Below are 20,496 nucleotides of genomic sequence, written 5' to 3'. Positions count from 1 at the left end.
AGTGAATGGTTGTGTGCGTTGAGAGACGGACATGACGGTTTACAATACAGAATATGCCTGGCGGCGATAGCGCGGTGGTCCCACCTGACCCCATGCCGAACTCAGCAGTGAAACGCCGTAGCGCCGATGGTAGTGTGGGGTCTCCCCATGCGAGAGTAGGGAACTGCCAGGCTCCAATTAAGTGATAACCCTCAGCGCAAGCTGGGGGTTTTTGCGTTTTGGGCCGTTGAACTTTGCTGGATGTTCTGCCTATCTTCAGTGTCCTCATTTTATTCGGGGAGTTAGAGTCACCAATCCCTACAGGCATTTTTTTGGATGCTAATCTGAGGGAGAGACGGGCGTGGGGGTCGTAGCAGCTTTAGCTGCCGGAGTGCCCGTAGCGCGGCTAGGCCCGAAGCTCGCCAGGCTTAATACCAACTCCCCCTTTGGCTAGGCCCGAAGCTCGCCAGGCTTAATACCAACTCCCCCTTTGGCTAGGCCCGAAGCTCGCCAGACTTAATACCAACTCCCCCTTTGGCTAGGCCCGAAGTTCGCCCAGACTCAATACCAACTTGCTTTTACCTCTTCAGATCATTGCAATAAAATCCATTAAATATCATTAAGATGGCGATTTATCCATTCAGCACACGCTTTCTAACAATTAGATATAACCAAATCTATTTTTCCCTCTCGACATGTTATAAGAAAGACGTTATCTTTAGCGGTATAGAAGTCTAAATGTATAAACGTATAAATGGATATTTGAGGATTGAGTAATGCCGATTTGTATACCTGATGAACTCCCAGCCGTTAATGTATTACGCAATGAAAACGTATTTGTTATGACGTCAACGCGTGCCAGCCATCAGAATATACGTCCGCTAAAGGTACTTATTCTTAATCTTATGCCAAAGAAGATTGAGACAGAAAACCAGTTTTTGCGTCTGCTATCCAATTCGCCTTTACAGTTGGATATTCAGCTATTGCGAATCAATAACCATGAGTCGAAGAATACGCCGGCAGAGCACTTGAATAACTTCTACTGTAATTTCGAAGATATTCAGGATCAAAACTTCGATGGTCTAATCGTTACCGGTGCGCCGTTAGGACTCGTTGAATTTAAAGATGTGATTTACTGGGATGAGATTGAAAAAATCACCAACTGGGCCAAAGAGCACGTAACATCTACGCTGTTTGTTTGCTGGGCAGTACAGGCGGCGTTAAATATTCTCTACAATATTCCTAAGCTAACCATGACAGAAAAACTGTCTGGAGTGTATTGGCATAATATTGTGGAACCACTGGCGCCGTTGACCCGTGGCTTTGACGATCGTTTCCTCGCTCCTCATTCACGCTATGCGCATTTTCCTTCAGATGTGATTCGTCAGCACACCGATTTGGAAATTTATGCGGAGTCAGAGCAAACCGGCGCTTACCTGTTTGCCAGTAAAGATCGCCGCTTTGCTTTCGCAACCGGCCATCCTGAATATGATGCTCATACTTTATCGGCAGAATATTTTAGAGATTTCGATGCCGGGCTGGCGCCAGCCATACCGGAAAACTATTTCCCTCAGGATAACCCCGAACTACCGCCAACGGCTTCTTGGCGCAGCCACGGTTATTTACTGTTTAATAACTGGCTGAATTACTTTGTCTATCAAAGAACGCCATACGATTTACGCCAAATGAATCCAACGATGGATTAGTGTGCCGCAGACAGATACTCTTGATAATAATATGATTTGAAACGGATGCTGGATCACTCTGGCATCCTGCTTTTCTGAAGAGACAACGTGATGACCAAGACAGAACAACTACGTCAGCAACTAACCAAACGAATTTTGGTGCTTGATGGCGGTATGGGAACAATGATTCAAAGTTATAAGCTGGGAGAAAGCGATTATCGGGGGGCACGTTTTGCCGACTGGGAAAGCGATCTGAAAGGCAATAACGATCTATTGGTTTTAACAAAGCCTGAGATGATATCAGAGATTCATCATGCCTATCTGGAGGCTGGCGCTGATATTTTAGAAACCAATACCTTTAATGCCACGCCTATTGCGATGGCTGACTACCATATGGCGTCGCTGTCGGCGGAAATTAACTATGAAGGTGCGCGCTTAGCCCGAATCTGTGCCGATGAATGGACGGCGAAAACGCCGGATAAGCCGCGCTATGTGGCCGGTGTTTTAGGGCCGACTAACCGTACAGCATCTATTTCACCTAACGTTAACGATCCGGCATTTCGTAATATCTCGTTTGATCAGTTGGTTGAAGCCTATCAGGAGTCTACTCGGGCGTTGATCGAGGGTGGGGCGGATATCATTATGATTGAAACCATCTTTGACACCCTGAATGCTAAAGCAGCAACTTTTGCGGTTGAGTCAGTTTTTGAACAGATGGGCGTTGAGCTGCCGGTGATGATTTCCGGTACCATTACCGACGCATCAGGCCGTACTTTGTCGGGGCAGACCACGGAAGCGTTTTATAACTCGCTGCGTCACGTTAAGCCGATATCATTTGGTTTGAACTGTGCACTTGGGCCAGATGAATTGCGTCAATATGTGGCAGAGCTGTCGCGTATTTCTGAATATTTTGTCTCGGTTCACCCGAATGCCGGCTTACCTAATGCCTTTGGTGAGTACGATCTTGGCCCAGAAGATATGGCGGTTCAGATTGAAGAATGGGCTAAATCTGGTTTCGTCAATATTGTTGGTGGCTGTTGTGGTACAACGCCTGCGCATATCGCCGCGATAAGTAAAGTGTTGGAGAAGGTGGCTCCTCGGCCACTACCAGATATTCCAGTGGCCTGCCGTTTGGCTGGTCTTGAACCTCTGACTATTGATAGCAAAACGCTGTTTGTTAACGTTGGCGAGCGGACTAACGTCACCGGTTCTGCTCGATTTAAGCGCCTAATTAAAGAAGAAAAATATAGCGAAGCGCTAGAGGTTGCATTACAGCAGGTAGAAAGCGGTGCCCAAATCATCGATATCAATATGGATGAAGGCATGCTTGATGCCGAAGCCGCCATGGTACGTTTTCTGAACTTGATAGCCGGTGAACCAGATATTGCTCGGGTACCGATTATGATCGACTCCTCTAAATGGGAGGTGATTGAAAAAGGTCTGAAGTGTATTCAGGGTAAAGGCATCGTCAACTCTATCTCCATGAAAGAGGGTGAAGAGAAATTTATTCAGCAGGCCAAACTGGTTCGTCGCTATGGCGCTGCCATGGTGGTAATGGCCTTTGATGAGGTCGGTCAGGCTGACACCCGCGCTCGAAAGATTGAGATTTGTCGCCGGGCTTACCAGATATTAACTGAGGTGGTCGGCTTTCCACCGGAAGACATTATCTTTGACCCGAATATTTTTGCCGTTGCTACCGGTATTGAAGAACATAACAACTATGCCGTTGATTTTATTGAGGCCTGTGGCGACATTAAGGCACAGCTACCTCATGCGCTGATATCCGGTGGTGTTTCCAACGTCTCTTTCTCATTCCGTGGTAATGAACCGGTTCGTGAAGCCATTCACGCGGTTTTCCTGTATCACGCGATTAAGAACGGCATGGATATGGGCATTGTAAATGCTGGGCAACTGGCGATTTATGATGATTTACCGGCGGAGTTAAAACTGGCAGTAGAAGACGTTATTCTGAATCGCCGGGCTGACGGTACCGAGCGTTTATTGGAGTTAGCGGAGAAATATCGCGGTTCAGGTAATGATGCTGAAGCGGATAAACAACAGGCGGAATGGCGTAGCTGGCCGGTGACCAAGCGTTTGGAATACGCTCTGGTTAAAGGGATTACCGAATTTATTGAGCTTGATACCGAGGAAGCGCGCCAACAGGCCGACTTACCGCTTGAGGTGATTGAAGGGCCGCTCATGGCCGGTATGAACATCGTCGGTGACTTGTTTGGTGAAGGAAAAATGTTCCTGCCGCAGGTCGTAAAATCTGCACGAGTCATGAAGCAGGCGGTTGCTTATCTTGAACCTTACATTGAGGCCAGCAAGCAGAAAGGCACTGCGGCCGGTAAGATTTTACTGGCAACGGTGAAAGGTGACGTACATGACATCGGTAAGAATATTGTTGGCGTGGTCTTGCAGTGTAATAACTATGAGATTATTGATCTTGGCGTCATGGTACCTACCGAGAAAATTCTAAAAACTGCGCGTGAAGAAAACGTCGACATTATTGGCCTTTCCGGTCTGATTACACCGTCATTGGATGAAATGGTCAACGTGGCGAAAGAAATGGAACGTCAGGGATTTAACCTGCCGTTGTTGATTGGTGGAGCCACCACGTCCAAAGCCCATACCGCCGTAAAAATTGAACAGAACTACAGCGGAGCAACGGTTTATGTGCAGAATGCCTCACGCAGCGTAGGCGTGTGCTCAATGCTGCTTTCTGCTGTTCAGCGGGATGATTTTATTGCCCGTACGCGTAAAGAGTATGAAACGGTCAGAATTCAGCATGCGCGTAAAAAGCCGAGAACGGCGCCGATAACGCTACAAGCCGCCAGAGATAACGGCTGGGAATGTGACTGGAACAGTTATACGCCGCCGGTAGCGAAACATCTTGGTGTACGGCAGGTCGAAGCGTCAATTGATATCCTGAGAAACTACATCGACTGGACGCCATTCTTTATGACTTGGTCGTTGGCCGGTAAATATCCGCGTATTCTGGAAGATGAAGTGGTTGGGGAAGAAGCCAAGCGGTTATTCGCTGATGCTAATGAGCTGTTAGATCAATTATCGAAAAATAACAGCATCACGCCACGCGGCATTATGGGGATTTTTCCGGCTAACCGCGTGGGGGATGATGTTGAAGTTTACGCTGATGAAACGCGTACTGAAGTGATTGCCGTTAGCCATCACTTACGTCAACAAACGGAAAAAACCGATTTTCCTAACTATTGTTTGGCTGACTTTGTGGCACCAAAACACAGTGGTAAAGCGGACTATTTAGGCGCTTTTGCCGTGACCGGTGGTTTGGAAGAAGATACGTTAGCGAATGCCTATGAAGCGGTTCATGATGACTATAATAAAATCATGATTAAGGCGTTATCAGATCGTTTAGCTGAAGGATTTGCCGAGTACCTGCATGAACAAGTGCGTAAAGAAATCTGGGGTTATGCCGCCGATGAAAACCTGCCGAATGAAGAGTTGATTCGCGAGAATTATCAGGGAATTCGTCCTGCGCCAGGCTATGCCGCTTGTCCTGAGCACACGGAGAAGTTAGCTATTTGGCAACTGCTGGATGTAGAGCAACGAATTGGTATGAAGCTGACGGAATCTTACGCCATGTGGCCAGGTGCTTCGGTATCCGGTTGGTACTTTAGTCATCCTGACAGTAAGTATTTTGCGGTAGCGCAGATTCAACGGGATCAGGTTGAAGACTACGCTAAGCGCAAGGGCATGAGTATCAGTGACGTTGAGCGTTGGTTGGCACCTAATTTGGGCTATGATGCAGACTAATTAAACAAGGTATATTGACTTGCACTAAGGCGACTTTAAGTCTATATTTTGAACATTATATATTTTTATATAATGTTAATTTATAGATTGAGGTGCTTCAGTGGATCAGAACAATATACTTTCTGATATTCAGTTAATGAGAGCCGCGGCGGGTAACGCTGCGGCTCTTTTGCGTGCGCTATCTAATGAAGACCGCCTGCTTATTCTTTGCCAGCTCAGTCAGGGGGAACTTTCCGTTGGCGAACTTGAGCAGTGTTTGGATATACGCCAGCCAACATTATCACAACAGTTAACGGTACTGCGCGCGGAACAATTGGTCAGCACTCGACGTGATGGTAAACGGATTTTCTACTCTATCGGTGATGAAAAAGTTTTAACTTTGCTGAATACGCTTTATCAGCTCTATTGCCCAATTTTGACAGAGGAGGAAGTATGAGTATCAACTGGATGGCTTTTACGCCCCTATCGGCTTTGATCGGCGGGTTGTTGATCGGCTGTGGCGCAGCGTTATTGATTATTTTTAATGGGCGCATTGCCGGCATTAGCGGCATTCTGGCCGGTGTTCTGACTGGGAAAGGTGAAGGTATCGGTTGGCGAGTGGCCTTTCTGCTGGGTATGATTTTGTCCCCTCTGTTTTACCTATTGTTTCAGCCAATGCCGCAAATTGATATTACGGTCGATTGGCCGGAGTTAATTATTGCTGGATTACTGGTGGGGATCGGAACCCGTTATGGTTCAGGCTGTACCAGCGGCCATGGTGTATGTGGCTTATCCCGTTTATCGTTGCGTTCTCTGGTGGCAACGCTGACTTTTATGCTGACCGGTATGATTACCGTTTGGCTATTTAATCCGTTACAAGGAGGCTGAGACGATGAAGCTAGTATTTGCATTCTTGAGCGGTTTGATTTTTGGGTTAGGGATGTTGATTTCAGGTATGGTGAATCCGCTGAAGGTGCTTTCCTTTCTGGATATTACCCGCAGTTGGGATCCCTCGTTAGCGTTGGTGATGGGGGGAGCGATAGCCGTTGGATTACTGGCTTTCTCATGGATGAAACGTCGGCAGCGCTCTTTACTTGGTGAAAGCGTTCAATTGCCGCTTGCACGTCATATCGATAAACGTCTGATTGGCGGTAGCGCTTTATTTGGTATCGGTTGGGGTATTGCCGGTATTTGTCCCGGCCCTGGTCTGGTTCTGTTAGGAGCTGGAGTAGCAAAAGGATTTATTTTCGTCGCGGCTATGGTAGCGGGAATGCTGATCTTTAACCTGATTGAACGTGCTCGTCATTGACAGATTCAGGCCATGCGTTGTTGCATGGCCTGATGCGATCTCTTTATGTTATTGCCCTAAAATTAATACAGTCCGATTGCCTTCCACCAAATCAGCCCTAAGGTCAGGAAAATTGCCTGATTAGCAAGACTCACCACAAAACCCACTTTCCACCAGGTTCCGGTAGGCACATATCCGGCTCCGAATAAAATAGGGCCACGGGCGTGGGAATACTGGGTTAAAGAGCAGTACAGACTACTGGTGAATGCCAGCATCAGAGCCATCGGTACAGCGGGAATATGCAGATTGATACCGACGCCAAGGAATACCGCATATAGCGCGGCAATCTGGGCATTTCCGCTGGCAAAGAAATAGTGGGTATAAAAATAAGCCGCATTGAGTAACAGCAGAATTAAAATCCAACTGCTGTCTCCTACAGCTCCGCCGATGTGGTCACCAATCAGATTACCAAACCAAGTGGTAAAACCCAGATTTTTTAATTGGTTGGCCATCATTAACAGTGCAGCAAACCAGATTAAAGTATCCCAAGCACCTTTCTCACTCTTCACATCTTCCCAAGTCAGCACTCCCGTTAGTAACAGAAATGACAGGCCAACAAAGGAAGCGGCGGTTGGATCAACGCCAAGTTGGTCGCCAAAAATCCACAGTACCAGTAACAAAACAACCGTAGCAGTCATAATCCATTCACTACGGGTCATGCTACCCATCTTTTCCAGTTCGGCTTTGGCAAGGTTTGGCGCATCGGGCGTATGCTTAATTTCGGGTTTAGTCAGCCAGTAGACTAATAGCGGAACAATGAGCAGAGAAGCCAAACAAGGAACCACTGCAGCAACAAACCAGCTTCCCCAGGTTAAATGTACGTCAGCATTGGCGGCCAGTTTCACCGCCAGTAGGTTACCGGTGTAGGCGGTCATAAACATCGCGGCGGTGACATCATTAACGTTACCGATACAGGTGATAAGAAAAGTACCGATTTTATTGCGTGATTGATCTTCCGGATTGGAATTAAAACTGCGCGCCAGAGAGTCAGCGATTGGATAGATAACGCCGCCGCATCGAGCGGTATTACTTGGCATGGCCGGTGACAGGATCAGATCGGCAAAGGCCAAACCATAAGCCAAGCCGAGAGTTCTTTTGCCCAATAACCGAATCATCTGCAATGCGATACGGCGACCTAAACCGGTTTTGATAAAGCCTCTGGCGATCATAAAGGCAACCACAATCAGCCAGATGAGTGAGCTATTTAAATCACTTAAAGCGGTGGTAATGGCCTCGACTGCCGTTGATGCGCCAGCGGCATAGGTCAGAGCAAATACCGTGATACCAATGAGGCCGACAGCTCCGATGGGCAAAACTTTAGTGACGATACAGGCAATGGTAGCAACGAACACAATGGCTGAATGCCAGCCTGGTTGACTGAGGCCTTCAGGTGGCGAAACGTGCCAGAGCACGGTGGCACATATCACAATGATAATCAGCGGAAGCCAATTAACCGGAGAAACTTTTTTTGCATTCACGGGTTATCCCTACTCTATAAAAAGAGAAGTAAAAAAATGAAATACTTAATTTGAGTTAAGAAAGGGCGTTAGCTAAATAAGTTTAGGCTATATATGGAAAAATATTGTGGATATTATTTCGGGCGAATCATGTTCTTTTTATATTGGAATATTGATTAAAAAGAGAGAGGAATAACCTCTCTTCCATCGGCTGACAAAATCTTAATACATGTTATCGACGGGAGAGACGGGCGTGGGGGTCGTAGCAGCTTTAGCTGCCGGAGTGCCCGTAGCCCGGCTAGGCCCGGCGCACGCTGTAGCTGAGTATTAATGCACTTCCGGCTGAGCACAATAGCCATATTCGCTCAGGGCTTTTACAGCCGGAATTATCACTACCGCTAATTTAACAAGGTTGGTCATCAAGAGGAGAGAGGCATAGCCTCTCTTATTTTCAACCTACGATAATCAATTATTCTTTAGCGGCTGTATCTTTGGTTGGTTTTCCCTGCCAGTAACCCGCTAACAGCGAACCCGACAGATTATGCCATACGGAGAACAGAGCCCCCGGCAGTGCGGCAACCGCAGAGAAATATTGAGCGCCCAGCGTTGCGGCCAGACCGGAGTTCTGCATACCGACTTCAATAGCCAGAGTGCGGCAGGTTGATTCATCAAATCCAAACAGCTTGCCACCCCAGTAGCCACCCAACAGCCCAATGGCGTTATGTAATACAACGGCAATGGCGACGATAAAACCGACTGAAGCAATATGGCCCTGACTTTTAGCCACAACTGCACTGATAATAGCCAAAATACAGATCATGGATAATGCAGGCAGGAATGGCTCGACGCGTTTTACGGTATTGGTAAAGGTATGATGAACAATAAGACCTGCACCGATAGGAATGATCACGATCTGTAGAATAGAACGTAACATACCTAAAATATCTACGTCGATTGAGGCATCAACGTATAAATAGGTTAACAGTGGTGTGGCAAATACCCCGACTAAAGTCGAAACGGAAGAGATGGTAACAGAAAGGGCGACATCACCTCGGGCAAGATAAATCATAACGTTAGAGGCGGTACCACTGGCAACGCTGCCCACCAGAATCATCCCTGCGGCCAGATCGGCTGGCATACTGAAAATTTTAGCCAGAATCCACGCCGCTAACGGCATGATCAGATAGTGAAGTAGGGTACAGGCAACCACCGGAGCAGGACGTGTGGCGATACGTTTAAAATCGCTTACCCGCAGAGTAACGCCCATAGCAAACATAATCAGCATGAGTAGATAGCTGATATAGGGCGCAATACCGGTAAACGTCCCCGGCGTGTAGTAAGCGGAGAAGGATAATAACAGGGCCCATAATGGGAATAAGCGTGTAACCTTGGCTAACATGTATCGATACTTCCTTATTAGTGCATGATTAATATGTGATGTTGTTATTCATTGCTAATCTGGTGGTTATTATTTATTTTCCAGACGACAGATTAAAAATGAGTGAGCAACGGTTGCCCGTTGCTCACTCGTCTATTAACCCATCAATTTTAGGATGGTGCAATAACCTTATTCAAACAGGTTATGGTGTAAGGTTTTAACGACGTGTTCGGCATCGTCACCCGGAACTAACAAGCACAGATTATGGCTGCTGGCACCGTAAGAGATCATGCGGATATTGAACGGTTCTAATACGCCAAATACCTCTTTACCCACGCCTCTGGCTTTTGCCAGTTCGTTACCAATCAAAGCAACCAGCGCCAGATCTTCTTCTACTTCTACCCGACACAGCGCCGATAACTCGGTTAATAGTGCGCTGGTTAGCAAGCTGGAACCATTGGTTGATGAGCCCGCGGTATCCAACGTCAGCGCGATGCTGACTTCTGAAGTCGTAATCAGGTCAACGGAAATATTATGGCTGGCAAGAATGTTAAAGATCTCAGCCAGAAAACCGCGCGCATGCAGCATATTGAGGCTGTGTAGGGTGAGGAGGGTTTGCTTACGGCGTAGCGCCAGCGCGCGGAACAACGGCGGTTGACTGGTTTTATTACACACTAATGTACCGCCAGCGGTAGGCTCTTTGCTGGAGCCGACAAATACCGGAATGCTCCGACGAACGGCAGGGATCAGGGTCGCCGGATGCAAAATTTTAGCGCCGAAGGTTGCCATTTCTGCGGCTTCTTCAAAGCCAATTTCATCAATACGTTTAGCGTTAGGCACCACTCGCGGATCGGTGGTGTAAATACCGGGAACGTCAGTCCAGATATCAACGCGTTTGGCGTTCAGCGCTTCACCAAGCAGAGCGGCAGTATAGTCGCTGCCGCCGCGGCCTAATGTGGTGGTGCGGCCTTTGGACTCGCTGCCGATAAAGCCCTGAGTAATCACCAGCGTGTCGGCTAAACGCGGCTGTAGATGTTGTTGGCACAGTGAGCTAAGCGTCTGGACTTCGGGTTCGGCTTTACCGAAACGATCGCTGGTTTTCATCACGCTACGCACATCGAACCACTCGGCGTTCACCTTGCGACTTCTCAGCAGTTCGACAAATAACAGGGTAGACATCAGTTCACCGTGGCTGACCAGCTCATCCGTCAACGCCAGTGAGGTAGCCAGGCTAGCAGCTTCAGAAAGGGTGGTGATATTTTCCAGCAGGCGATCGATCTCGTCACGAACAACCTGTGAGTCAGGCAGAGTATTGAGGATTTGATACTGAATCTGGCGGATTTGTTCGATTTTTTCCTGACGCACATCTGGGTTACATCCTTCTGCCAGAGCAACCAGTAAGTTAGTAACGCCGGCAGAGGCAGAAAGCACCACCACTTTTACGTCAGGATTGGATAACACCACGTCAGCGGAGTTGTTCATGGCGGCACTGTTGGCCACGCTGGTTCCGCCAAATTTTGCAATAACGATTTGAGACATAAATCAATAATTCCTCGTGTCAGGTGGGGCTCAGTATATAGCCCTTAAATTCATCAGCCTTGGCACAAAGGAAGCGCGGTAAACAGGGAGCAAGCGTAGGAAGAAAACACTACGGTACACCCAGAAGCGCTCCACCTTGCCAGAGTCTAGTTTGTCGCTGCGTCAAACGTGTTTGCGCGAATGCTACTTAAAGACTCTTATTCCCACAATATGTTTGTGGGTAACATGGGTGACAACCCAAGGGATTCAGCCCTTGTGGTCGACGGTGCGCTTATCCGGTTAGCGAACTGCCTCGGCGTCGTATCCCCTGGAGTGTCTTCATCGGATACCGGTTCCTCTGACACTTTACCTGAACGACGCGCCTCTTCTGGCTTATGTATTAGGATACACAAGTAGGCCTTAAGAAATAGCGGGTTCTGAAGCCGGTGTCAATGGTGTTTATGTGTTTGTTTTTTATTTCTTTAATCGGCTATCGGAGGTTTACTTGGTTTTGTGGATTATGGATAGATAAAAGCGTTATTGAGGGGCGGTTTTTCGATGTTTGCTGCTAAGTTTTTTGCGGTTTTTATAATAATTATTTTTTAACTTATTGGTGAATATAGAGGATTAAAAACCGGAGAAGCCTGATAGTTTCCCCGGTTTTGTCTAAATGATGAGATTATTTAGCAACAGCGGTAAAACGCTGGCGAATATGTTTGCCTTGTTCCAGCTCATCGATCATGGCAATGGCATAATCAGCATAGCTAATGGTGCTCTCACCGGCGGCATTCACCATCAGGCGATCGTTACCCAGCGTAAATTGGCCGGTACGTTTGCCATCGGCCATAAACATGGCGGCAGGGCTGAAATAGGTCCAGTTAACATCGTTATGGGATTTTAACTGTAAAAACGCTTCGCCCATATTGCTTGCCGTTGGTTTATAAGCGGCAGGAAAATCAGGGGTATCCACAACGCGTAGCGAAAGTTTATCGTCAACGTATAGGCTACCTGCGCCGCCAACCACCAATAAACGGGTGTGTTGGTTACCTGATAATATTTTAGTCAGGTGTGCTAATGAACTCTGATGTTGCTCTTCATGCCCGGCTGGGGCATTAAAAGCATCGATCACTGCATCAAACGGCTTCACGTCGTCGGCGGTTAAATCGAACAGGCTTTTTTCCAAAATCTTGACTGATTTGTCGGTGATTTTTGTTGCATCACGCACGATTGCAGTGACTTGATGACCCCGGCTGAGTGCCTCAACCATAATTTTATGACCGGCTTTACCACCGGCACCAATAATTGCTACTTTCATCGTATTGTCCTACCGTTTGTTTTTAATAGATTGATACCAGACTGACTGGTTAAAACATGCCGTTACCGTTAGCGGATTGTTTAGGAATCGCTTGGATCACGTCCCAATGCTCAACAATCTTGCCGTTTTCAAGGCGGAAAATATCAATAATGGCTTGTCCGTTATCTTCTGGTGAACGAGTACTTTTGACATGCAGAATCACATAATCACCCTCGGCAAACACCTGCTTGATTTCGCTTTTGCCGTTCGGTGAATTTTTCTTCAGATAATCAATATACTTTTTGAAACCTTCTACGCCGTCTTGCGCATTGGGATTATGTTGGATATAAACTTTTCCCAAATAGTGAGCCGCCGCTTCGCCATCCTTGTCGTTGAGCGCCTGCTGATAAAATTTAGTCACAACTTGTTTGTTCAATTCCTGTTGGTTCTCTGTGGCAGCGTGGCCGACCAGAGAAAAAGTAAGCAGTAACAGGCTAAATAATAATTTGGACTTCATGGGACTCTCCTGGGCTGTTTTATCCATTGGCTTGACGCTATTGGCGATATCGCTGTTCGATTAATTTGACGGGACAACTTTAATTGCTTTTTATTGTTTTAAATATAGTCTATTCAATAATAGTTTGTTGCAGAAAGTGAGCGAATAAATGGACCGATTAACGGCAATGCAGGTATTTGTCGAAACCGTCGAGCGCGGTAGTTTAACGGCGGCTGCAGAAAGGTTGGGATTAACCCGAGCGACGGCCTCACGTTATCTTGCCGAATTGGAACGTTGGCTCGGCGCCAGATTGTTGCATCGTTCTACTCGTAGCCTGAGTTTGACATCGGCAGGTGAGGAAGCCTTAATTGACTGTCGGCAGATGCTGCAGGTACAAGAAAAGATGCTGGCGGGTAAACTGGATCATTCATCGGAACCGAAAGGGGCTTTACGCATCACCTGTAGTCAATCATTTAGTCAGGCCTATCTGTCTGGGGTGATCGCCGACTATTCGTTACGTTATCCTCAGGTCAATATCGATATCCAACTGCTGGAACGCAGTATTAATCTGGTGGATGAAAGAATTGATTTGGCTATTCGCATTACCAATACTCTGGAACCGGGTATCATTGCCAAACGACTTGCCCTTTGTCATTCCGTTGTTTGTGCCTCACCGGAATACCTTAACCGAACCGCTCGCCCGCAAACGCCGGATGATTTAGCCCAGCATACCTGTCTGACGCATTCGCAATTTAGTACCCACTCTTGGTCTTTCTATGATCCTCTGGATAAGAGTAAAATGATTCGAATACCGATTAAGGGCAGGATTTGTGCTAACGAAGCCATGGTGTTGAAACAGGCGGCATTAGCGGGAGTAGGGGTCACGTTATTACCTACTTATCTGGTAAAAAATGAAATTATTGATGGCACATTAGAGGTTATCCTACCGGAGTATAAGCTAGAGACGCTATCGGTATATGCCATTTATACTTCGCGTAATTATATGTCGCTGGCATTACGTGCCTTACTCAATTTTCTTGATGAACGATTCAAATCGGATGCATTCTGGCAAGGTGAATAGCGGTAATTTTAGGTATTTTCTTTGATTATCTGTCTATAATTTGAAATATGAATTTTTTGCTGAATCCTGTCAGCCTTAGTGTGAACATGATAGCCTTTGGCTATTGGTGAAAGTCATCTAATTCACAGGTAAACGGGATACAATCGATGCAAATTTTATCTTTATTTTATGTAGAAGGGTCCAATGATGAAAAGTATTAACCCGACGGAAACAGCCGCATGGCAGGCGCTTAATCAGCATTTTGCAGAGATGAAAGACGTTACTATTCGTGATTTATTTACTCAGGACAGTAACCGGTTTGCTCACTTTTCAGCAACGTTTGATAATCAGATGTTGATCGATTTCTCCAAGAATCGCATCACCGATAAAACGCTGACGCTGTTGCGGGAATTGGCAAAAGAATCCGATCTGACCGGTGCGATTAAGGCCATGTTCAGCGGTGAAAAAATAAACCGTACCGAAGATCGCGCAGTATTGCATGTTGCATTACGTAATCGCTCTAATACGCCGATTTTGGTTGATGGCCAAGATGTTATGCCGGAAGTGAATGCGGTACTGGCTAAGATGAAAGCCTTTTGTCAGCGCATTATCAGCGGAGAATGGAAGGGCTTCAGCGGTAAGGCCATCACTGATGTCGTCAATATCGGTATTGGTGGTTCGGATCTCGGACCTTATATGGTCACTGAGGCTTTACGTCCATATAAAAACCATTTATCCATGCATTTTGTGTCTAACGTTGATGCAACGCATATTGCAGAAACGATTAAGACCCTGAATCCGGAAACCACCTTATTTCTGATTGCTTCTAAAACGTTTACCACTCAGGAAACCATGACCAATGCCCACACCGCGCGTGACTGGTTTCTGAGCGTCGGTCAACCGAAGGACGTGGCTAAACATTTCGCTGCATTGTCGACCAATGCCAAAGCGGTTGCCGAGTTTGGTATTGATACCGACAATATGTTTGAGTTTTGGGATTGGGTTGGTGGGCGCTATTCTCTGTGGTCGGCCATTGGTCTGTCGATTGCGCTATCGATCGGCTTTGATAACTTTGAGAAGTTGCTGAGCGGTGCTCATGCCATGGATCGTCACTTTGCCGATATGCCAATAGAGAAGAACCTGCCGGTCACGTTGGCGCTGATTGGTCTGTGGTATAACAATTTTTATGGTTCGGAAACCGAGGCCATCTTACCTTACGATCAGTATATGCATCGTTTTGCCGCCTATTTCCAACAGGGAAATATGGAGTCCAACGGTAAGTATGTTGACCGTAATGGTAATAAAGTGAGCTACCAAACTGGTCCGATTATTTGGGGTGAGCCGGGTACCAACGGTCAGCATGCGTTCTACCAGCTTATTCACCAAGGTACTAAGCTGATTCCATGTGATTTTATTGCACCGGCTCACAGTCATAATCCGTTGAGCGATCATCATGCTAAACTGCTATCCAACTTTTTTGCTCAGACTGAAGCGTTGGCATTTGGTAAGAGCGCCGATGAAGTACGTGAAGAGTTTGTCAAAGCTGGACAGCAAGCTGCTGACTTTGAAGCTATTGTTCCGTTTAAAGTATTTGAGGGCAATCGTCCGACTAACTCTATTCTGCTAAAAGAGATAACGCCTTATAGTCTTGGTGCGCTTATTGCGTTGTATGAGCATAAGATTTTCACTCAAGGTGTGATCATGAATATTTTTAGCTTTGACCAATGGGGAGTAGAGTTGGGCAAACAGTTGGCTAACCGTATTTTACCGGAGCTTTCTGGTAATCAGTCGGTTTCCAGCCACGACTCATCAACTAACGGTTTGATTAATACGTTTAAGCAATGGCGTTAATGGGTCGTTAATCAGTAACAATGCGGGGATAAAATGTATTCCCGCTTTATTGTGAAATGAAGGAAAAACTATGCAGGATAACCTTAAGCGAGCGACTTTCGTGGGCAGAATACTGCAAACAATATTAAATTTTTGGCTGCTGGTGTTGGCAATTATTCTTATTGTTTTCCTTGGTAAAGAAACCTATTCATTGATTCAGGTACTCTTTGTTAACTCAGCCCAGTCTTCCAGTTATTTATTGATTGAAGGCATCGTCATCTATTTTTTATATTTTGAATTTATTGCCTTGATCGTCAAGTATTTTCAGAGTGGTTATCACTTCCCGCTACGTTATTTTATTTATATCGGTATAACGGCGATTATTCGCTTAATCATTGTCGATCATAAAGATCCCATTGATACCCTGATCTACTCCGGTGCTATCTTGATACTGGTGATTGCGCTTTATCTGGCGAACACCGATCGATTAAAGCGTGAGTAAACCTCCGTCAGATTATTGACGTATTGTTAAAAAATAGTTCTAAAAATGAAGCCTTCAGTGTTTGCTGAGGGCTATTTTACGTTACAATAACCGCCTAATTCTTTATAGCCAATTGGTTATCAGAACTGATTATATTAGGGTGTTACCATGGTGAACCAGACGCTTTCTGCGCCAAACTGGAAAGATCGAAACTGGGATTCGTCGGCAGCGCACTTATTGACTCAATCAGTTTCTGACTGGTTGCTGGAAGAAGATTCTATGACCAGCCGCTGCGAGCGGTATTGTCAGAACGTGATGGTTAAGCCACTGTTTGAAGGGTATGTATCCTTTGACCTTTTAGGGAAAGAAATATCAGAATTACCGGTAGATACACGTTATTGGATACGTGAAATTCTGCTGTTTGGTGATACCATGCCGTGGATATGGGCGCGTACTGTCGTACCCGAAAAAACGCTGTGTGGTCCCGAGCAACGTTTGACTGCGTTGGGTGATATGCCTTTAGGGCGTTATTTGTTCAGTCATGCAGAATTAGAACGAGATTACATCCAGGTTTCATTGTTTGATGACCTGTGGGGGCGACGCTCCCGCTTATGTTTATCTGGTAAGCCTCTGTTATTGACAGAAATTTTTTTACCGTCGGCACCGTTATATTAATGGGGGAAAATGTGACTCAAGGCAAATGGCTGGCTTACTGCCGTTTGATGCGTATTAATCGGCCAATTGGCGCGTTACTCCTGCTCTGGCCAACGCTTTGGGCTTTGTGGCTGGCTGGAAAAGAGACGCCAAATGTTTATATTTTGGTTATCTTTATCATCGGCGTATTTCTGATGCGCGCCGCCGGCTGCGTGATTAATGACTTTGCCGACCGCAATTTTGACGGCCACGTAGAACGTACTCGTTCTCGTCCAATGCCTAGCGGAGCGGTAACGGAAAAAGAGAGCAAGATACTATTTTTGGTGTTGGTCACCATCTCTTTTCTTTTGGTTCTGACGCTGAATAAACTGACTATTTTACTTTCTGTCGCCGGTGTGATCCTTGCCTGGATGTACCCATTTATGAAGCGCTTTACTCATCTTCCTCAGGTGATTTTGGGTATGGCGTTTGGCTGGTCAATCCCCATGGCGTATGCCGCCGTTAGCGATGCGCTACCGTTGAGCTGTTGGCTACTGCTGTTGGTGAATATTTGCTGGACTGTGGTTTACGATACGCAATATGCCATGGTTGATCGCAATGATGATGTAAAAATTGGTATTAAATCGACCGCTATTCTGTTTGGCCGCTACGATAAAATAATTATCGGTTTACTCCAGTTAGCGACGGTATTGCTACTGGCTTGGATTGGCTATTTAAATCAGCTGAGTGGGCCATTTTATTGGTCTTTACTGCTGGTGAGCGCGCTGTTTGTTTATCAGCAGCAGCTGATTGCCGGGCGTGAGCGAGAGAAGTGCTTTCAAGCTTTTATGAATAATAACTATGTTGGTTTAGTGATTTTCCTCGGCTTGCTGATGGATCTTACCATCGGCTGAAGAGGTGATTAAATCAAAGTCGGATGCTTATTTTTCTGACAATAAAAAATGCCGGCAGGTTCATCATAACCTGCCGGCATTTTATTTTGCGCTACGGTCTATTCTTCCGGTGTTGCTGGCTCAACCGATGCTTCAGTGACGCTTTCGATGGTTAATTTCACTTCTGGCGTCATCAGTCTGGTCAGCATGTCGTACATCGACTGAATATTTTCAGGAATGGCATCGCCAACGTCATTGATATATCCAGCGCTGCGTAGTGTTGCGACCAGCGTAGAGAATACCGCTTTATCAAAGAACTCCGGCGCATTAATACCGTGCAGCACCGAGAGACGCTGTGCCAGCAGGCGACTCTCTTTTTCCAGCATACCGCGATTAATGCTCGGGTTATTACGTAACAACGATAGGGTGATGGTATAACGCTGTAATGTTTCCCGAACGCCGGCGGCCAACAGCTGTAGGGCACGTATACGAGGGGGATTAAGCACCAGTCGGCCATCCGCCAGCGTTTTAATCAGCTTCTGCCGTTCCAGCTCATTAATCAGTGTTTCAATGACGTCAGGTAGCTCTTCTGCATCGTAGTGCATGAAAAGCTCTTCTCGCAGTAATGGATAGATCAGAGCGACCTGTTCAATAATTTCCTGACGAGAAATACTGTCGTGATGCATAACAATACTGGAAATCAACGATGGTAAAACCAGCATATGGTGAATGTTATTGCGATAGTAGGTCATCAGCACCGCTTGTTCGCGCGGTAGGACAATAATTTCACCTGCGTTATCTTTCTCGACTTCAAATTTACTCATTTTCAGCGCGTGTTCCAGCATTTGCTCAGGGGTACTGGATGGCACCGTGGCATCTTTTGCATAAGGAACATTACGCAGTAGCTGTGTATAGCAGTCGAGCTGCTCAAGTAGCTGCTCACGGGTTAAGGCGCGCTGGCGAGAGGCCAGTAATGCGGTACAACACAGGTTCATGGCATTGGCCGCTGCCGCATTATTGATATTGGTCATCAGCCGGTTGGCGATCTGGTTAACCGTTGGCGTTAGCCAGTTTGGTCTAGGGGTTTCTATCGGATCGACAGCGTCACGCCAGTCCGGAACATGCTGATTGAGGTACGTCATCAGTGGAATAGGTTCACCGAAGTTAACATAGCCCATTCCCAAGTTACGCAGCTTACGCATGGTGCGCACAACCTGCCACAAGTTCTCTTTCTCTTTGGTGGCACCGCGTAGCTCGTTGGCGTAAGTACCCACTTCCATTACGTGCTCATAACCAATATAAACCGGTACCACGGTGATAGGACGATTACCGCCGCGTAGCATGGCCTGTATGGTCATGGAAAGGGTGCCGGTTTTCGGCTCCAGCAAACGACCGGTACGTGAGCGCCCACCTTCAACGAAATACTCAACGGAGTAGCCGCGGTTAAACAGCTCCCCGAGATATTCACGGAATACGGTGGAGTAAAGTTTATTGCCTTTGAAAGTACGGCGAATAAAGAACGCGCCCAAACGGCGGAAAATCGGGCCAGCAGGCCAGAAGTTCAGGTTAATACCTGCGGCGATATGCGGCGGTACCAGCCCTTGATGGTAGAGCACATAAGAGAGCAGCAGATAGTCCATATGGCTGCGATGGCTTGGCGCATAGACGATACCGTGCCCATCTTGTGCCAACTGACGTACACGTTCGGCGTTATGGACATTGATACCCTGATAGAGGCGGTTCCAGGTCCAACTTAAGACGCGATCGGTTACTCGTAGGCCTTCATAGCTAAAGTTGGCGGCGATCTCTTCCATAATATCCACGGCGTTTTGTTTCGCCTTGGTGAGAGAGATCTTTTTGGCCGTTGCTTCTTCTTCTACCGCTTTTTCAATGGCTTTAGAGGTTAACAGTTTATTAAACAGATCCTGACGCATTGGCAGTTTCGGACCGGTGGCCGCCAAACGCTGTCTGGCAAAGTGTATGCGCGCAACGCGGGCGAGTTTTTGCGCAATACTCTTGTCGGTGCCATGTTCGTTCGCCATATGGCGTAATGACACGGGTTGAGAGAAACGCACAAAGCTATCGCGACCAAGCCACAGGACAACAAAGAATTTTTGAATCCCGTTAAATAGGCGTAGGCGAGGAGCGCCAGTGTTTCCATGACCTTCACGGCCAGGAGAACGACCAAACATCACCGATACCGGAACCATTTGAATATCTAAATCTGGATGATTGCGATGCAAATCCAAATAGTCGTGGAACAGTTTGACGGATTCTTCTTTCGGTGCGTAATAGCTAAATAACCGTGGGCCGTCATGAGTAAACACATAACGGGGCAGCAATTGACCGTCAACTTCATAAGGTTCTAGCGGATCGGGTAACTCCTGAGCCAAACATTGGGCCCGTAGGGTTAATAAATCCGCTTTTGAGTTATAGGGCAGAACATAGAGTATCGGGCGTGTGGTATCTAATCCCAATTCAGCCACGGGATCGGAAGGGATACATTTGCTACGAACTAGCATTTTTATAGGTATATTCAATAGCTTATAGTAAAGTTTACGCCAACCAGACATAAATATTGCGAGCCTCATATAAATAGTGAATTGCAAGAATAACAGAACTATACGTAATCTGTGATGATGTGATGTCTGATAATTGCTAAAATTGGTTAGA

General features: G+C 46.6%; 16 protein-coding genes, 1 rRNA gene and 1 riboswitch. Of the genes, 11 read left to right on the top strand and 6 right to left on the bottom strand.

Annotated elements, in window-relative coordinates; genetic code table 11:
- The first annotated feature begins 56 nt into the window (after positions 1-56).
- The 6 genes from rrf (at position 57) to EL341_RS15090 (ending at position 6,744) form a co-directional block, all read left to right on the top strand.
- A 5S ribosomal RNA gene (gene rrf / locus EL341_RS15115) occupies positions 57-172 on the top strand.
- Positions 173-755: 583 nt separating this feature from the next.
- Positions 756-1,685, top strand: coding sequence for a homoserine O-acetyltransferase MetA (gene metA / locus EL341_RS15110; RefSeq protein WP_047782072.1), 930 nt, complete (start codon positions 756-758; stop codon positions 1,683-1,685).
- 90 nt (positions 1,686-1,775) lie between these two features.
- Positions 1,776-5,456 carry a methionine synthase gene (gene metH / locus EL341_RS15105; protein WP_126468123.1) on the top strand — a complete coding sequence of 1,227 codons (3,681 nt, stop codon included), beginning with the start codon at positions 1,776-1,778 and terminating at the stop codon, positions 5,454-5,456.
- Positions 5,457-5,592: 136 nt separating this feature from the next.
- Positions 5,593-5,892 carry an ArsR/SmtB family transcription factor gene (locus tag EL341_RS15100; RefSeq protein WP_047782792.1) on the top strand — a complete coding sequence of 100 codons (300 nt, stop codon included), beginning with the start codon at positions 5,593-5,595 and terminating at the stop codon, positions 5,890-5,892.
- Positions 5,889-6,323 carry a YeeE/YedE family protein gene (locus EL341_RS15095; protein ID WP_074825135.1) on the top strand — a complete coding sequence of 145 codons (435 nt, stop codon included), beginning with the start codon at positions 5,889-5,891 and terminating at the stop codon, positions 6,321-6,323. Before EL341_RS15100 ends, EL341_RS15095 begins: the two co-directional genes overlap by 4 nt.
- Positions 6,324-6,327: 4 nt before the next feature.
- Positions 6,328-6,744: a DUF6691 family protein gene (locus tag EL341_RS15090; protein ID WP_074825132.1), complete on the top strand. Its 417-nt coding sequence runs from the start codon at positions 6,328-6,330 to the stop codon at positions 6,742-6,744.
- Positions 6,745-6,806: 62 nt separating this feature from the next.
- On the opposite strand, the gene EL341_RS15085 is transcribed toward EL341_RS15090, so the two are convergent.
- The 5 genes from EL341_RS15085 to EL341_RS15065 all read right to left on the bottom strand — a co-directional run bounded on the left by EL341_RS15085 (position 6,807) and on the right by EL341_RS15065 (position 12,947).
- Positions 6,807-8,261 carry a DASS family sodium-coupled anion symporter gene (locus tag EL341_RS15085; protein WP_074825129.1) on the bottom strand — a complete coding sequence of 485 codons (1,455 nt, stop codon included), beginning with the start codon at positions 8,259-8,261 and terminating at the stop codon, positions 6,807-6,809.
- A 448-nt stretch (positions 8,262-8,709) separates the two neighbouring features.
- Positions 8,710-9,639, bottom strand: a complete 930-nt coding sequence (panS, locus tag EL341_RS15080; RefSeq protein WP_047782067.1) for a ketopantoate/pantoate/pantothenate transporter PanS — start codon at positions 9,637-9,639, stop codon at positions 8,710-8,712.
- Between the two features lie 168 nt (positions 9,640-9,807).
- A complete protein-coding gene (gene lysC / locus EL341_RS15075) occupies positions 9,808-11,157 on the bottom strand; it encodes a lysine-sensitive aspartokinase 3 (RefSeq protein WP_047782066.1) in 1,350 nt (449 codons plus the stop codon).
- A 116-nt stretch (positions 11,158-11,273) separates the two neighbouring features.
- A riboswitch (Lysine riboswitch) is annotated at positions 11,274-11,532 on the bottom strand.
- 283 nt (positions 11,533-11,815) lie between these two features.
- A complete protein-coding gene (locus EL341_RS15070) occupies positions 11,816-12,451 on the bottom strand; it encodes an NAD(P)-dependent oxidoreductase (protein WP_047782065.1) in 636 nt (211 codons plus the stop codon).
- Between the two features lie 49 nt (positions 12,452-12,500).
- A complete protein-coding gene (locus EL341_RS15065) occupies positions 12,501-12,947 on the bottom strand; it encodes a nuclear transport factor 2 family protein (RefSeq protein ID WP_074821517.1) in 447 nt (148 codons plus the stop codon).
- A 148-nt stretch (positions 12,948-13,095) separates the two neighbouring features.
- On the opposite strand from EL341_RS15065, the gene EL341_RS15060 reads away from it, so the two are divergent.
- The 5 genes from EL341_RS15060 (at position 13,096) to ubiA (ending at position 17,844) form a co-directional block, all read left to right on the top strand.
- The gene (locus EL341_RS15060; protein ID WP_047782063.1) at positions 13,096-14,007 is read left to right on the top strand and encodes a LysR family transcriptional regulator; all 912 of its coding nucleotides are present in this window, start codon (positions 13,096-13,098) and stop codon (positions 14,005-14,007) included.
- Between the two features lie 186 nt (positions 14,008-14,193).
- Positions 14,194-15,837: a glucose-6-phosphate isomerase gene (gene pgi, locus EL341_RS15055; protein WP_074821518.1), complete on the top strand. Its 1,644-nt coding sequence runs from the start codon at positions 14,194-14,196 to the stop codon at positions 15,835-15,837.
- 70 nt (positions 15,838-15,907) lie between these two features.
- Positions 15,908-16,318, top strand: a complete 411-nt coding sequence (gene psiE / locus EL341_RS15050; RefSeq protein ID WP_074821520.1) for a phosphate-starvation-inducible protein PsiE — start codon at positions 15,908-15,910, stop codon at positions 16,316-16,318.
- Positions 16,319-16,465: 147 nt separating this feature from the next.
- Positions 16,466-16,972 carry a chorismate lyase gene (ubiC, locus tag EL341_RS15045; protein WP_074821524.1) on the top strand — a complete coding sequence of 169 codons (507 nt, stop codon included), beginning with the start codon at positions 16,466-16,468 and terminating at the stop codon, positions 16,970-16,972.
- Entirely contained in the window at positions 16,972-17,844 is an 873-nt protein-coding gene (gene ubiA, locus EL341_RS15040; RefSeq protein ID WP_047782059.1) for a 4-hydroxybenzoate octaprenyltransferase, read from the top strand. Before ubiC ends, ubiA begins: the two co-directional genes overlap by 1 nt.
- 98 nt (positions 17,845-17,942) lie before the next feature.
- Here the strand turns inward: ubiA and plsB are convergent, their stop codons facing one another.
- Positions 17,943-20,396: a glycerol-3-phosphate 1-O-acyltransferase PlsB gene (plsB, locus tag EL341_RS15035; RefSeq protein ID WP_074821527.1), complete on the bottom strand. Its 2,454-nt coding sequence runs from the start codon at positions 20,394-20,396 to the stop codon at positions 17,943-17,945.
- Positions 20,397-20,496: the final 100 nt, after the last annotated feature.

It is taken from the genome of Pragia fontium (genome assembly GCF_900638655.1).
In the GTDB taxonomy this organism is placed as follows: Bacteria; Pseudomonadota; Gammaproteobacteria; order Enterobacterales; family Enterobacteriaceae; genus Pragia; species Pragia fontium.
Note: the sequence above shows the minus strand (reverse complement) of the source record. Positions and strands in the feature narration are given on the sequence as shown.